12 protein-coding genes are annotated in these 14,149 nt (G+C 50.4%); 4 read left to right on the top strand and 8 right to left on the bottom strand.

Translation table 11 applies throughout. The annotated features are described in order from the left end of the window. Positions 1-143: 143 nt before the first annotated feature. Together FIV45_RS02880 and FIV45_RS02875 are read left to right on the top strand one after the other, a co-directional pair. Entirely contained in the window at positions 144-1,052 is a 909-nt protein-coding gene (locus FIV45_RS02880) for a LysR family transcriptional regulator (RefSeq protein WP_099470874.1), read from the top strand. 49 nt (positions 1,053-1,101) lie between these two features. Then, positions 1,102-1,797, top strand: coding sequence for an IS6 family transposase (locus FIV45_RS02875; protein WP_139932306.1), 696 nt, complete (start codon positions 1,102-1,104; stop codon positions 1,795-1,797). A 327-nt stretch (positions 1,798-2,124) separates the two neighbouring features. On the opposite strand, the gene FIV45_RS02870 is transcribed toward FIV45_RS02875, so the two are convergent. From FIV45_RS02870 to FIV45_RS02860, 3 genes are all read right to left on the bottom strand, one after another. Then, positions 2,125-2,562 (bottom strand): SEL1-like repeat protein, encoded by a 438-nt coding sequence (locus FIV45_RS02870; protein ID WP_133118595.1) that lies wholly within the window; start codon positions 2,560-2,562, stop codon positions 2,125-2,127. A gap of 56 nt (positions 2,563-2,618) precedes the next feature. Next, positions 2,619-4,016: an HlyD family type I secretion periplasmic adaptor subunit gene (locus tag FIV45_RS02865; RefSeq protein WP_099474336.1), complete on the bottom strand. Its 1,398-nt coding sequence runs from the start codon at positions 4,014-4,016 to the stop codon at positions 2,619-2,621. 129 nt (positions 4,017-4,145) lie between these two features. Beyond that, a complete protein-coding gene (locus FIV45_RS02860; RefSeq protein ID WP_099474334.1) occupies positions 4,146-6,443 on the bottom strand; it encodes a type I secretion system permease/ATPase in 2,298 nt (765 codons plus the stop codon). A gap of 452 nt (positions 6,444-6,895) precedes the next feature. Between FIV45_RS02860 and FIV45_RS02855 the strand changes: the two genes are divergently transcribed. Beyond that, positions 6,896-8,056 (top strand): site-specific integrase, encoded by a 1,161-nt coding sequence (locus tag FIV45_RS02855; protein ID WP_099470706.1) that lies wholly within the window; start codon positions 6,896-6,898, stop codon positions 8,054-8,056. Between the two features lie 124 nt (positions 8,057-8,180). Further along, positions 8,181-9,368 (top strand): ATP-binding protein, encoded by a 1,188-nt coding sequence (locus FIV45_RS02850; protein ID WP_099470705.1) that lies wholly within the window; start codon positions 8,181-8,183, stop codon positions 9,366-9,368. Between the two features lie 329 nt (positions 9,369-9,697). Here FIV45_RS02850 and FIV45_RS02845 read toward each other — a convergent pair whose 3' ends face one another. From FIV45_RS02845 to trbL, 5 genes are read right to left on the bottom strand one after another with little or no spacing between them, the layout of a single operon-like run. Further along, positions 9,698-9,913: a DUF2274 domain-containing protein gene (locus FIV45_RS02845; RefSeq protein WP_099470703.1), complete on the bottom strand. Its 216-nt coding sequence runs from the start codon at positions 9,911-9,913 to the stop codon at positions 9,698-9,700. After that, positions 9,910-11,097 carry a TraB/TrbI/VirB10 family type IV secretion system protein gene (locus FIV45_RS02840; protein ID WP_099470702.1) on the bottom strand — a complete coding sequence of 396 codons (1,188 nt, stop codon included), beginning with the start codon at positions 11,095-11,097 and terminating at the stop codon, positions 9,910-9,912. The genes FIV45_RS02845 and FIV45_RS02840 overlap by 4 nt, the downstream gene beginning before the upstream one ends. Then, the gene (gene trbG, locus FIV45_RS02835) at positions 11,098-12,099 is read right to left on the bottom strand and encodes a P-type conjugative transfer protein TrbG (protein ID WP_139932304.1); all 1,002 of its coding nucleotides are present in this window, start codon (positions 12,097-12,099) and stop codon (positions 11,098-11,100) included. Further along, entirely contained in the window at positions 12,096-12,815 is a 720-nt protein-coding gene (gene trbF / locus FIV45_RS02830; RefSeq protein ID WP_099474339.1) for a conjugal transfer protein TrbF, read from the bottom strand. Before trbF ends, trbG begins: the two co-directional genes overlap by 4 nt. Positions 12,816-12,824: 9 nt before the next feature. Beyond that, entirely contained in the window at positions 12,825-14,138 is a 1,314-nt protein-coding gene (gene trbL, locus FIV45_RS02825; RefSeq protein WP_099474342.1) for a P-type conjugative transfer protein TrbL, read from the bottom strand. Positions 14,139-14,149: the final 11 nt, after the last annotated feature.

Below are 14,149 nucleotides of genomic sequence, written 5' to 3'. Positions count from 1 at the left end.
CCATGTAAGGATATTAGCGCTTTTGTTTGTAATCATATATAGTTATAATGTTTACATACTGTCTTCAATATGGAAACTATAATGGTGACCTATTAAATACAACGGGCCTCAATCTGGTGTGATCGGTGGCAATAGGAGGTAAAATGGACAAATTACGGGCAATCCAACTTTTCGTTCGGCTGGCAGATTTAGGCAGTTTTACCCGAGTAGCCGAGCAAGTTAACGCATCAAAATCCATGATCAGCAAAGAAATTGGTCGGCTTGAAGCTGACTTGGGGACACGTTTATTGCACCGGTCGACGAGAAATGTGCGCTTGACCCATGTGGGGGAAGGTTATTTGCAACGGGCTCGTGAAATATTGTCAAAATTGGATGACGCAGATATTTTTGTCCAGGATTTACAACAGAATATGCGGGGCAAACTTAAGATAAATGCTCCTATGGCACTGGGTCTCACAGACTTATCGGGGTTGTTTGCTGACTTTATGTTGGCGAACCCCGATATCGAGCTAGACATCCATTTAGGCGATGAAAGTGTAGACTTGGTGGAACAAGGCTTTGATCTGGGTTTTCGTGCTTCAAGCACCCCGATAGATTCTACTTATACCAGTAGACCGCTTACACGCTTTGCCTATAAAATCTGCGCCTCACCAAGCTATCTTAAGAATAATTCTAAAATCAATTTACCAAAAGATCTGAAAAATCATAATTGTTTTGTGTATAGCTACTTTCAAGGTAAAAACGTGTGGCCGCTCGAAGATGGGGTCATGGTTAAGGGTAATTTACGGGTAAATAATACCATATTTATGATGGAAGCGATCAAGCGGGGGTTGGGGTTAGGATTTATCCCTGATTTCGTCTGTCAACAGGCCATAGACAGGAAAGAAGTCGTTGAAATATTACCTGATGCAAAAAAGCCGATGTTAACTCTTTATGCTTTATACCCAGCCAAACATTTTGTATCGGCAAAGCTGGTGCAATGTATTAAATATATAGAGGCGTGGTTTGCTGGTAAGCATCCAACCAATCACACCTTTCACCAATCTAGATGAACGGGAATGACACGTTAACTTTTCCCAAATTCTATGTTATGTGATTTTCATGAAAACAATATCATATCATCGACATCGCTTCCATCCGGATATTATCAGACAAGCTATCTGGCTTTATTTTCGATTTACGATGAGTTATCGAGACGTTGAAGAACTATTAGCTGAACGCGGCATTGATGTCAGCTATGAGACCGTGCGTAGGTGGGCTCTTAAGTTCGGAGCAGAATATGCTCGTCGTATCAAAAAACACAGGCCCCTACCCCATACAGAATGGTTTCTGGATGAAGTATTTGTCAAGATTGGCGGCAAATCTATGTATCTCTGGCGGGCCGTTGATGGAGAAGGCGAAATCCTGGATGTCTTAGTGCAAAAGCGCAGAAACAAACGAGCTGCTCTAAAACTTCTTCGAAAATTACTACAAAATCAAGGTATATTACCAACAAAAATAGTGACCGATAAATTGAGGTCTTACAGCGCTGCACTCCGAGATTTAAATATGGAGCATTTGCATGATACCACCAACAGGCTGAACAATAGGGCAGAAAGTTCGCATGTTCCCATCCGGCGAAGAGAACGAAAGATGCAACGGTTTAAGTCTCATAAATCTGCCCAAATATTTCTTTCAGCTTATGGTCCAATATATAATTTATTCAACACTCAACGACATCTCATTTCAAGAAAAACTCTACGGCAATTACGATCTATCGCAATGGTTGAATGGAACTTCGTGACCAATGCCGCTTGATTTAGGCTTCAGTTACAACTTTTTCGTCACGAAAATATTAACGTGACAGGCCCCACGACGACCCGACGCAGAAGCAGACTTTCCGCGGCACGCGTCCTGCGGTTGTCGTCTTATTCGGTTTTTTTCTAAACTCAGGAAAGGGTTATTCCAAACCACATGCGCCCCCAAACTCTCTGCCACCATATATTTTTGTTAACCAAATATTAACCACAGGAAGGCGAGCTTGGCAAGGTCTAATTCCCGCCCTAGTCCATATGGACTAGACGGCAAAGCCCCCCGTCCTCTGGATTGTTTACGAAGCAGGCAACCCATTAGATATATTAACGATCAGGGAAGCTGGCCTCGCGTCGCCAGGGTGCGATAATGGGCCGCAAGCTCTGGATCAGGCGCCCCGCCGAGCCCCGCCGCATAAATCTCCGCCAGCAGCAATTGCGCCCCCCGATGTCCCGCGCTGGCGCTGCCCGTGTCCATCATCATCACCGTGCCATAGGTCTGCCCGCCCACCGGCGGCATATAGATCGGCGTCCGGCCCGAGCTCGGTGTCGCCGCCAGCTTCAACCAGCGTCGCGCCGTGGCATAGTCCCGCGCGTCGTAAGCGGCAAGTCCCAATTCATATTGCGCCTGGGCGTCGCCCTGCCCGGCCTGACAAGCCCGGTAGGCCGCCGGATCAGCGGCAAGCTTCGCGCAGTCCCGCGCAAACATGCTGCAGCCCGGCAGGATCAGGACCAGCAGACTGACAAGGCAGAATTTCGTGAGTAGGGTCATCATGGTCTCCCCAAAGAGCGGGTTTGTGATTTTCCCCATCATAGCATGTTTCGCGCTCACCTCTCGCGCAAACTTTCATCTTTGTAGCGCAGCAGGGGCGAGAGCAGGAATTCGATCAGGCGGCGCTTGCCGGTCTTGACCTCGGCCGTCACCGACATACCTGGGGACAGATTAATGTCCTTGCCCCGCACCCGAATGGTGGAGGTCTTGAGGCTAATCCGCGCCGGGTAGATCAGGCCGAGATTTTCGTCCGCGACCGCATTCTGCGCCAGATGGATCACCTCGCCGTGGATCACGCCGTATTTGGTGAAAGGGAAAGCCTCCAGCTTGACCTCGACCTGCTGCCCCGCCGTGACAAAGCCGATGTCTTTGTTGAGGATATTGGCCTCAACCATCAGCGTCCGGTCATTCGGCACCAGCACCATCAGCGCATCGCCCGCCTGCACCACCCCGCCAATGGTATGGACGCCGAGTTGCTGCACGATACCGTCCACCGGCGCCCGCAGCACCTGCAGCTCCTGGCGTTTGGTGGTCTTGGTGAGTTCCGCGGTCAGCGCCACGATCTGGTCTTCCGCCTCCGCCAGGCCGCCATAAGTGTTTTTCAGGAACTCCTGCTGGCGCTGGCGGATCTGCCGGTCGGCGCCGATGATCGCCGCCTCGACCTTCAGGAGCTGGTCTTTCTGGATCTGCAGATCCCGGGTTTGGCCCACCAGCCGTTCCTGATATTCCAGATATTGAAAGCGCGGCGTCAGCCCCTTTGCCAGAAGTTCCGCCCGGGCCTCTACCTGTTCCCTCAGCAACGGCAGGGTCTCGGTCAGTTTGCCGATTTCCTGGGCCACCACTTTCGCTTCCGCCTGCCGCTCCACCTTCTGCTGGCGATAGGTTTCCAGCGACGCGTCATATTCATCCAGCTCGCTGGTGACCAGAAGTTTCTGCATGCGCGCCACTTTTGGCGTCACCCCCGGCGGCGTGTCGAAGACAGATTCCCCGGTTTCCAAAGCTGATAAAATCGCCTCAAAGCGCACCTTGGAAAGCTGAGCCACCTGCAGCTCGCGCCGGGCCCGGTCGCTGTCGGCCAGCGACATGGTGGTGTCAAGCTCCAGCAGGCTGTCCCCCGCCATCACCGCCTGGCCATTTCCCACCAGAATGCGCCGCACCACGCCGAGTTCCGCCGGCTGAATGACTTTGATGTCGCCCAGAGGCGTGATCTTGCCCTGCCCCGTCGCCACCACATCCACCCGGCCAAAGATCGACCAGATCAGCGCCAGCGTGAAAAAGAGGATCACCATAAACATCATACCCCGCCCAATCGGCGAGGCCGGTTTCTCGAGAATTTCCAAAGCCGCCGGCAAAAAGTCGGCTTCTTCCACCTGGAACGCTTTTTTCTCCTGCATCTTTTGCGTCCGATAGGCCGCTTTCCACACGTCAAGATGATGCATCAGACCGTCAAACATTTTTCTTGACCTCAATCGCCGGCGCTCCGCTTAGGCTTTCCTCGCATAAGCTCGGGCGGGCGGTTGCCCTTACCTCAGACCATAATGTTCTTCGGAACATAGTATTATGTTCCACCATCATTTCATTCATTATTCGTCCCCTTCGGCGCTGGCGGCGCGCATCTGGCGCTTGTAAAGATCGGCGTAGCGGCCGTCCTGCTTCATCAATTCGGCATGGGTGCCGTCCTCGGTAATTTCGCCGCGCTCCACGGTCAGAATCCGGCTCGCCTGCTTGATCGCGGAGAGCCGGTGAGCGATGATGATCACCGTCCGGCCCCGGGCGATCAGTTTCAGGTTTTCCTGAATGATCTCTTCACTTTCCGCATCCAGTGCGCTGGTCGCCTCATCGAGGATCAATATCCGCGGATTGGTGATCAAGGCCCGCGCGATGGCGATCCGCTGGCGCTGGCCGCCGCTGAGGTTCGCCCCACGCTCATCAATATAGGTGTCATAGCCCTCGGCCTGCTCAAGAATAAATTCATGGGCCCCGGCCATTTTGGCCGCCGCGATCACCCGCTCCATCGGGATCGTCGGATCGGCCAGCGCGATATTCTCCCGCACCGTTTTGTTGAACAGCAGGTTTTCCTGCAGCACCACCCCCACCTGACGCCGCAACCAGGCCGGATCGACCATCGCCAGGTCAACCCCGTCCACCAGCACCCGGCCGCTTTCCGGAACATACAGCCGCTGCACCAATTTGGTCAGCGTGCTTTTACCCGAGCCCGACGGCCCGACAATGCCAACCACCTGCCCCTCCGGGATCACCAGCGACACCCGGCGCAGAACTTCTGCTCCGTCCGGCTTGTAGCGGAACGTCACCCCGTCAAATTCCACCCGGCCCTTGATATCAGGAAGAGTCGTGCGGTTGGGGTTATAGGTCGGCTCCGTCGGGCTGTTGAGAATATCGCCGAGCCGCTCGACCGAGATCCGCGCCTGCTGAAAATCCTGCCACATCTGGGCGAGGCGCAGCACCGGCCCGCTGACCCGCCCGGCCAGCATATTGAACGCCACCAGTTGACCGACAGTAATCGCCCCCTCAATCACCAGAGTCGCGCCCCAGAACAGCGTCACCGCCGTGGTAATCTTGTTGATAAATTGCACCGCCTGCGAGCCGATATTGCCCAGCATCGCCGCCTTGAAACCGCTATGGACATAGCCCGCGAGATTTTCTTCCCATTTGCGCTGCATCTGCGGCTCGACCGCCATTGCCTTCAGGGTCTGCACCCCGGTCACCGTCTCCACCAGAAAGGCCTGATTGCGGGCACCGCGCTGGAATTTATCCTCCAGTCGCTTGCGCAGGATCGGCGTAACGATGATCGACACCAGCACATAGCAGGGCAAACTGATCAGCACGATCACCAGCAATGTCGGGCTATAAAGATACATCACCGCGAGGAAGACAAAGGTGAACAGCACATCAATCACCAAAGTCACCGAGGAAGAGGTCAGGAACTCGCGAATGGTGTCAAGCTCCCGAACCCTTGCCACACTGTCGCCCACCCGGCGGCTCTCGAAATAGCTGAGCGGCAGCGCCAGCAAATGCCGGAACAGTTTCGCGCCGAGCTCCACATCCACCCGGTTGGTGGTATGGGAGAAGACATAGGTGCGCAAGCCGCCGACCACCACTTCGAAGACCGAGACCACCACCAGGGCCAGGATCATCACATCCAGGGTCGTCAGGCCCTTATGGACCAGCACCTTGTCGATCACCACCTGGAAGAACATCGGCGTCATCAGGGCGAACAATTGCAAAAAGAAAGAGGCCAGCAGGATTTCATAGAGGATCTTGCGGTATTTGACGATCGCCGGAATAAACCAGGTGACATCGAACTTGCGCGCCGCGCCCGCCAGCATCGCCCGGGTGGTCATCAACACCACATCGCCCGACCAGAGATCGCGGAACTCCGCCTCCGTGAGGATCTGCGGCTTTTGGCTTAAGGGTGACTGGACCAAAATTTTGGTTTGCGGGGAAGGGTCATTTTTTGGATGGGGGGATCTATCGCGCGCTCCCCCCTCCTCTTCTGCTTGGGGAACGGCCTCCTCAGCTGCTTCAGCAATCTTGGCGATGATAAAAAACTGACCGTCCTTGTCGCGACCGATTGCCGGCAGAGGCATCTTCGCGAGCTTCTTCCAGGCGACGGCCTTCGACCGGGCCTTGACCTCCACCTGTTTGCAGGCCAGCAGGATATCGTCAATACTGAAGGGGTCATTTCCCTTACCGCGCTGATGCTTGATCTGCTCCGGCTCCGCCGCCTTGCCGAGATATTTAAGCAGCATCACCAGACAGGCCAATCCGGTATCCGGCCTTTGCGCCTGATCCTGTTGTGCCTCTTTATCTGATAAACCTTGAGAAGTCCCCTGAACCGGTTCGTCACCCTCCCCCAACATATGCGCTGCCTTCAATTATGATACTATTTTTCTTACAATGCAGGATCATAATTCACATCCGTAAATTGTAAAGGTAATTTATACCATCTCCGTTATACAGTAGAGCGAGATGGCTTATCATGGATTTCAGATGTTGCCCAATTGGTGCCCACCATAGATTTTAGGGAAGCTTCTCTAGAATCAAAAAAGCTCTCTAACCTATTGATTAGAGAGCCTTAATTCTTGGTTGCGGGGGTTGGATTTGAACCAACGACCTTCAGGTTATGAGTTTGGATAATGGCCCTGCGACCTGAATATTCTTGTAGCTCCCTAAAGCCATTTACATATCTAACTGATTGTTTTAACTCAATTTACTTGACATAGTTCGGCGACCTGCTATTCTGTGCACATCCCTGAATACTGTTCGTTTGGTACCTATGTGGTACCTTTAAACTTATGAAGATTGCACTGTCATGCCAAAACTAACCAAGCGGGCTATAGATGCCTTGAGTTCTAAAGATACTGAATATGTCATCTGGGATTCAGAGCTTAGAGGCTTTGGCATTCGGGTATGGCCGTCAGGTAAAAAAACTTATGCTCTTAAGTGCCGCCTGAAGGGAAAACAGAAGAAATACACCATTGGTACACATGGCACCCTTACCGTCGATCAGGCGCGCACCAAGACCATTGGTATATTATCTCAAGTCAAACATGGCATAGATCCTTCTGAAGAATTGCGCGCTCATAAGAAGGCTCTGACCATTGCTGATCTGGGAAAGAAGTTTTTAGAAGAATATGTCCCTACGCACTGCAAAGCTTCCACCGCATATGAATATAAAAGATCCGTAGAGCATTTTATCAATGGTGCCCTGGGTAAATATAAGATCATGGATGTTGCCAGGCCTGATGTGGCGGCCATGCATCATAATCTCCATCATATACCCTATCAAGCTAATCGGACACTTGGGGTATTATCCAAGATGATGAATTTGGCCGAAATATGGGGATTGCGGCAGGATGGCAGCAACCCTTGCCGACATGTGAAGAAATATCCCGAGAAAGGGCGGGAACGGTTTTTATCCAAGGAAGAATTTATTCGCCTTGCGGAGGTATTGGATGAAGTTGAAGCCAGTGGCGAAGAAACCCATTCCTGTATCAATGCTTATCGACTACTGATGTACACTGGCTGCCGCCTTGGGGAAATCCAGAAACTTGAGTGGGCCCATGCGGACTTTGAAGCTAACGAACTTCATCTACCTGACAGTAAAACGGGCGCCAAGACGGTTTATCTTGGCGATGCCGCCGTTGAAGTTCTTAAGAACATTGAGCGGCAGGAAGGTAATCCCTATGTCATTAGGGGCAAGTTGGAGGGATCATATCTTACTGACCTACAGCATCCCTGGCGTCGGATTAGGGCCAAAGCAGGATTGGCTAACGTGAGAATTCATGACCTACGCCATTCTTTTGCCAGCAATGCCATTGCCCTTGGTATGAGCCTGCCCATGGTAGGGAAGCTGCTTGGTCATACCCAAATACAAACTACGGCTCGATATGCTCATCTGGCGTCTGATCCTATAAAAGAAGCCGCCAATTTAGTGGCCCAGAGCATTGCTCAGTCTACTTCTGCTACGTAATTTATTGGTATGATTAAGAAGGCCTAGAAGCGCCTAATCTATCATATTTTAGCCTCACCATGACCTCACAACCGATTTTAATAATTTTATTTATACCTTGCAATTTCGTAATAACTATACGAATATGCAAGGTATGTTAAAAAGATGGATCACACATAAACTTGAGCAATCGGTGCGGCATTCTCCTGCTGTTGTTCTACTAGGGTCACGGCAAGTGGGTAAAACTACGCTTGCTCAAACCATGTCACAAGGGAGGCCATTTCTTTACCTTGATCTTGAATCTCCTGCTGACCTAATTAAATTAAGTGATCCTATATCTTACCTCTCACAGCATAATGATAAACTCATTATTTTAGACGAAATCCAACGCACCCCTGAGCTTTTTGCAGTGTTACGTGGTGTGATCGATCAGAATAGACGCGCGGGACGTAAAACAGGGCAATTTCTTTTGTTAGGCTCTGCTTCCATGGATTTATTAAGACAATCCTCTGAAAGCCTCGCGGGGCGGATTAGTTATTTGGAAATGACGGGACTTAATCTGTTGGAAGTCCCTGTTAAAAACCCTGCTGATATTCAAAAAATTTGGTTGAGGGGGGGCTTTCCTGAAAGCTATCTTTCAGATACAGACGCGCTCAGCATGACTTGGCTTGAGGATTTAATCCGTACTTATCTGGAACGGGATATCCCCCAAATGGGATTTAGGGTTCCTGCGGTTAGATTAAGGCGGCTTTGGACAATGCTGGCTCATTTGCAAGGGGAAGTGATTAATTACTCGACCCTTGCAAGCAACCTTGAAGTGGATAGCAAAACAGTCAGTCATTATTTAGATATTTTAGGTGATCTCTTATTGGTACGCCGCCTTGAGCCTTGGCATACCAATGTTAAAAAACGTCTTGTAAAGTCCCCCCGTTTTTATATTCGTGATAGTGGTATTCTCCACCGTTTACTCGACATTTCAAATTATGATACGCTTCTTTCCAACCCTGTTTTGGGTAAGAGTTGGGAAGGGTTTGTCATGGAAAATATATTATCTATTCTGCCCGGCAATATTACCGCTTATTTTTACCGCACCTCCGCTGGTGCGGAAATTGATCTCGTGCTTAAAATATCCAGTAGGGAAACTTGGGCTATTGAAATCAAGACAGGCCTTGTTCCCAAAATCAAGCCTGGCTTTTATAGCGCCTGTGAAGATATAGGAGCGACGAAGAGATTTGTCGTTTATGGCGGCGACGATGAATTTCCAATAAAGCATGACACCACAATGATCAGCTTACATAAACTTATGACCAAGTTACATGACCTTAATGGATAATTCCCCCCTACAGAAAAGATGAAATTGTGACCCACTTAGGTGGGTTATTGGCACTATGTTTTTGACACGGGCACTAATTGCTTGCAAACAAAGGAAAAACAGCGTTTTTTTAACCTGACACTCCGCCTGAAATGGGTCAATTTAATATGCAAATCCCGGGTCAATATTAAATGCTCATTGACATGAACGGCAACAGTCTTCACGGGGTCTTGGCGCGGAAGATCTGTTGCTGTCTGGACGTCAGGTGGTAAAAGCATTTTGAATTAAAAACAGGAGATTTTTGACACAAGAACTTGGTAAATATCCTTACTCAGCTACCTTGGGTCATCTCACAATGATTGTTTTGCTTTTTTAAAGCCATTATCACTTTGAATGAAGGCCGTGATCATATGAACGGCCAGAACTTGCGGCGTTTCGGTACAACTATGCTCTTGTCGGTATATTTCTGCATATTTCAGTAAATCAGAGTGGGTCTCCGGCGGCAGAGATAAGGTGATCTTAACCGGGGTTCTATCCGTGATTTTCTTTATTCTTAAAAGGCTCATGATGTTTCTCCAAAGGGTGTGAGGATGATGTCCGAGCCCACAATGACCCGAACAGGCCAGCCGGGACGAATGGTGATGGTGGGCGGGATACTCAAGTTCTGATCAATGATCTTCTGTCCGGCCTGATTGATGTTGGATTGACTGCTGTCCCGGATCGCTTCGGCGAGCGTGCCGTCCGCGCCGCCGTAGGCAAGCTCACTTCCCACCCCGAGTAAGGTTGCAAGACCAATGCCTTTCAGGAGTTTACCTGTGTGCCAGTCCACATTGTCAGACAATCCGGCGTATCCCGCTTTGTCGGTGCCGCTAAGATTATCAATCTGGATGCTACTACCGTCGGGCCTGATGATCCGCTCCCAGACCACCAGCACCCTTTGTTGACCGCTTGAGATTTCACTGTCATAGCGACCTATTAATCTGGAGCCCTGCGGGATCAGAAGATAGTTTCCTGTGACCGTGTCATAGATATTTTTAGTGACTTGCGCCAAGGCTTGCCCCGGTAGATCACTGTTAATCCCTGTGATCAAACTGGCCGAGATCACCGTGCCGGACAGAAGGCTATAGGGTGAAAGCTGTTCCCGTAAACCATGCTTGCTCACCCCAGAATGTTTTCCCGGGCTTTCCAGAAAGGCCTTCTTCTTATCCTGAACGGACGCTGTAATGGGTAAAGCCTGCTGCGCCAGCGCCGAGAAGGATGTTCCATCATATTGGCCGTCCGTTGCTGAGGACGGCATATGCCCTGCACCAGCTTCAGCCTTAGTCCCTGAAGTGCGGAAAAACACACCTGACTCTTCTGCTTGCATCTTCCGGCGGGCTTTTTTAATCCGCTCCGCCCGCAAGTTCTCTTCCATTTGAGAGGGCCTGAAAGGCTGGTCCGCAGGAAGAGCAAGCCCCGCATTTACTTCTGCGGCATAAAGTGCGGGTGCTGTATCCCCCATATAGGGTGCGCCCAATTGTGGCACATCCTTATAGCTTTCCGGCAGATCCTCTAACCCTTCCGCAATGCGTTTATTAGTAATATTATAAAGCTCTTTCTGCGGTTCAGCCTGTTTGTCTTTAGGTTCAAGGGCATAAAAACTAACCCCCACCAAAAGACCAACCACCAGACCTGACGCAAGAATGACCATCTTTTTGTTCAGGCGGCTGACAGGTTGCGGTTTGGTTTTGATTTCCAGAGTATCCGTCATTTATGCCCCCTTTTTTGTTTTTTTGGCCAATTTTCTGATTTGTTTCTTGGATTTTCGGGTGATTGTAATCTTCTGCTGCGGGTCTTCGCCAAGGCGTAGTTCGGCAGCTTTAAACAAACGGTCCACCACATAATAACGACCCTTCATGCGGTAGTTGACCAGTTCCACTTGACCTTTCTTGCCTAAAACAAAAAGAGGCGGTGCCTCTCCTGTGGCAATATCTCTGGGGAATTCGATATAGACTTTCTGGCCGTCATCAAAAGCGCGGTAGGGTTTCCAGTCTGGAGTATCGCCGGTGATACTGTAAGCAAAGTTGAGCTCATTCAGATTTAAGTCCGTACCAACTGTATTATGGCTCTTTGATTGCGCTAGAATATTATGCTGCTTTAACCGTTTCATTTCACTCTGGGGATAGCTCCAACTGAGGGCCGCCATATAAGTCGTCTTCAGGCTTTTCAGTTCCAGATAATAACTCCGGCGGTCGGTAATGATCACCAGATTAGTGGAGAGACCTGCTTCTATGGGTTTGACCAATATATGAACCTGCGCCTCAGCCCCTGTTCCGCTCACCATATCACCAATGATCCAGCGCACCGTGTCGCCTGCGGACATGGCCTTCAGACTTTCGCCCGCTTCAAGGCTGATATCGGACACATGCTCCGGGGACGTATAAAGCTGGTATAAAGCCCCTTTGGCATAGGGGTAATGTTGAATGGCATTAAAATACCGCCCTTCATTTGGTTTCCAGAGGGCTTTTTTCTGGGCTTGCGTTATCGCCTCTATAGGGGTTAGTTCTTTGTCAGGTCTATCTTCGGATAGTTCTTTCAATTGTCCGGGCAATGCCAATATCTTTGGCACCTCAATGATTTTAACTTCATCTGGCACATGTTTAACCTCAATGGCCGGGGCAAACTCTTCGGGCGGCGACGGCATATCCAGTTTCTTACTTCCTGCGCACGCCGTGAGCAGAATAAGCGGTATGGTCATAATCAGATGTTTCATTTTAAAGTTCCTTTAGTGTTTGATGTATTCGGATTAAAATCTCGGCTCCAGTTGAGGTCGTGAATGTAAAGACCAAGGGGGTTGTTTCTTAAGCTGGCCACATCGCGGGGCGGCTCAAACATCAGGCTTAATATGGCCGTATGATTTTGCTTCTCTGTGAGGCTGCCTTTCTGATAATGGGCTTCCTGCCATTTGATCTGGAAGCTGTCTTTCGACGCCCGAACAATGCTGGTCACGTCGACCGTAATGGTCTGACGGCCCAGTAATTTAAACGGGTCATTTTCGCGGGCATATTGATTGAGGATATTTGCGCCCTGGTCGGTGACCATGGCGTAAGATTTCAGCCAGTTCTCTCTGAGGATCACAGGATCGGAAGGCAGAGACCTGACCTTGCTGATAAAATCACTTAAATGGTAAGAGATCACCGCATCACTCGGTGAATATTTCTCCAACGCAGAACCAATGGCCCTCACCTCGCCTTTACTGCCAATTTCCACAACGTAAGGGGTGATCCGGCTGCTGGAAGACAGCGTAATCAGAGCAAAAACAAGAGCTGTGGTCAGCCCGAGACAGAGGAAGGCCATTAACCGCCAATTACGGGCCTGCATCAGGGCAGATCCCATACGCCGGTCCCATAACTTGCTTGCCTTCTGGAAAGGCGTCTCGACCGTGCCAGCATCTCCGTAGCTCTGCCGCTGTCGTTTAAAGATTTTCATAACTTTATCCTATTCGTTGTTCGTGTTTAAGGAGGGGTTTGCAGAGGAGCCGGGGCGGTCACCGTCTTTCATGGCGTGGAGCGACATCGTTCCGGCAGATTTAACAGCTTGGGCAGATTTCATGCGCCTTGCCCAATCGGGCATGGTATTTTCTGAAGAGGGGGCCGCAGAAGCAGAAGAACCGCCGCCGGTGGTTTCCCAGGCGGTTCTTTGACCTTGGGAATAACTCTCCTTAACGGCATTCAGCGGCGCGGATGCTTTTTGCTTTACGGAATTTGCAAAAGACTGACCAACCCCCTTAATCCCTGACGTCATGCCGCCGGTTGCTGTTTTGGCATTTGATGTCGCTTTCGATAAATTGTAAGCCCCGCTCGCCTGACCCGCCACTTTGGCCCCAGCATTCACCGCGCTAGAGGCCATGCTGGCAGCGCCTTTAGCCGCCATCGCTCCGGCACCCATACCAACCGCCATTGCAGCGCCTCCGGCGGCAACAGTGCCAACCGCAGCACCCGCGCCCAGCTGGGGCGCGCCGCTGACAAGTCCCGCCGCAATGGCCGGGGCAAAGATACTGAGGCCCAAGAGAGATAAAGCCCCAAGCACTAACGACATGGCATTTTTCAATGTGGCTTCTGTGCCATTCATGGCGGCTGCAAAGTCAGCAAAGATCAAAGAGCCAATACCGATGATAATGGCGAGCGCCATAACCTTGATGCCGCTGGAGATAACCCCGCCTAACACGCGCTCCGCCAAGAATGACGTTTTATTCCAGAGCGCAAAAGGAATAAGAACAAACCCTGCTAAAGTGGTGATCTTAAATTCCAGAATGGTGATAAAAATCTGGATCGCCAGAATAAAAAAGGCCAGAACCACCAAGAACCAGGCAAAGAGTAAAACAATGATCAGAATGAAATTCTCAAAGAAAGCCACAGGCCCCAGCAAATCCCCGATCTGGGTGAGGATCGGATAAGCCGCCTCAAACCCTGTGGCCGCAATGCGCCCCGGCTGCAACAGTTCAGCAGCACTCACCGATGATCCTGTGGCTTTAAGCCCGAGCCCCGAAAAACTGTTAAAGATGATATTGCTCAAAAGCTGAAAGTTATTGATGATCAATGCAAAAAAGCCCACATAGAGGATCTTCTTAATCAAAGAAGAGAGGACGTTCTTATTTTCATCAAAGGCCCAGAATAATCCGGCAAGCGTTATGTCAATGACGATCAGGGCGCTTGCGAGCCAAGCTACTTCACTGCCCAGTAAGCCAAAGCCGCTATCGATATAAGAGCTGAAGACATTAAAAAAACGATCAATGATGGAGATATCATCCATAGAATATCACT

Origin of the sequence: Paremcibacter congregatus (assembly GCF_006385135.1) — a bacterium.
GTDB lineage: Bacteria > Pseudomonadota > Alphaproteobacteria > Sphingomonadales > Emcibacteraceae > Paremcibacter > Paremcibacter congregatus.
The sequence above is the reverse complement of the archived record's forward strand: the minus strand, read 5'-3'. Positions and strand labels throughout refer to the sequence as shown.

Excerpts from the sequence above, each read along its gene's own strand:
- FIV45_RS02840 (WP_099470702.1), bottom strand. The coding sequence starts at position 11,097 with ATGACGGATACTCTGGAAATCAAAACCAAACCGCAACCTGTCAGCCGC.
- FIV45_RS02850 (WP_099470705.1), top strand. The coding sequence starts at position 8,181 with ATGCAAGGTATGTTAAAAAGATGGATCACACATAAACTTGAGCAATCG.
- trbF (WP_099474339.1), bottom strand. The coding sequence starts at position 12,815 with ATGAAAATCTTTAAACGACAGCGGCAGAGCTACGGAGATGCTGGCACG.
- FIV45_RS02865 (WP_099474336.1), bottom strand. The coding sequence starts at position 4,016 with ATGTTTGACGGTCTGATGCATCATCTTGACGTGTGGAAAGCGGCCTAT.
- FIV45_RS02855 (WP_099470706.1), top strand. The coding sequence starts at position 6,896 with ATGCCAAAACTAACCAAGCGGGCTATAGATGCCTTGAGTTCTAAAGAT.
- trbL (WP_099474342.1), bottom strand. The coding sequence starts at position 14,138 with ATGGATGATATCTCCATCATTGATCGTTTTTTTAATGTCTTCAGCTCT.
- FIV45_RS02880 (WP_099470874.1), top strand. The coding sequence starts at position 144 with ATGGACAAATTACGGGCAATCCAACTTTTCGTTCGGCTGGCAGATTTA.
- trbG (WP_139932304.1), bottom strand. The coding sequence starts at position 12,099 with ATGAAACATCTGATTATGACCATACCGCTTATTCTGCTCACGGCGTGC.
- FIV45_RS02875 (WP_139932306.1), top strand. The coding sequence starts at position 1,102 with ATGAAAACAATATCATATCATCGACATCGCTTCCATCCGGATATTATC.
- FIV45_RS02860 (WP_099474334.1), bottom strand. The coding sequence starts at position 6,443 with ATGTTGGGGGAGGGTGACGAACCGGTTCAGGGGACTTCTCAAGGTTTA.
- FIV45_RS02845 (WP_099470703.1), bottom strand. The coding sequence starts at position 9,913 with ATGAGCCTTTTAAGAATAAAGAAAATCACGGATAGAACCCCGGTTAAG.
- FIV45_RS02870 (WP_133118595.1), bottom strand. The coding sequence starts at position 2,562 with ATGACCCTACTCACGAAATTCTGCCTTGTCAGTCTGCTGGTCCTGATC.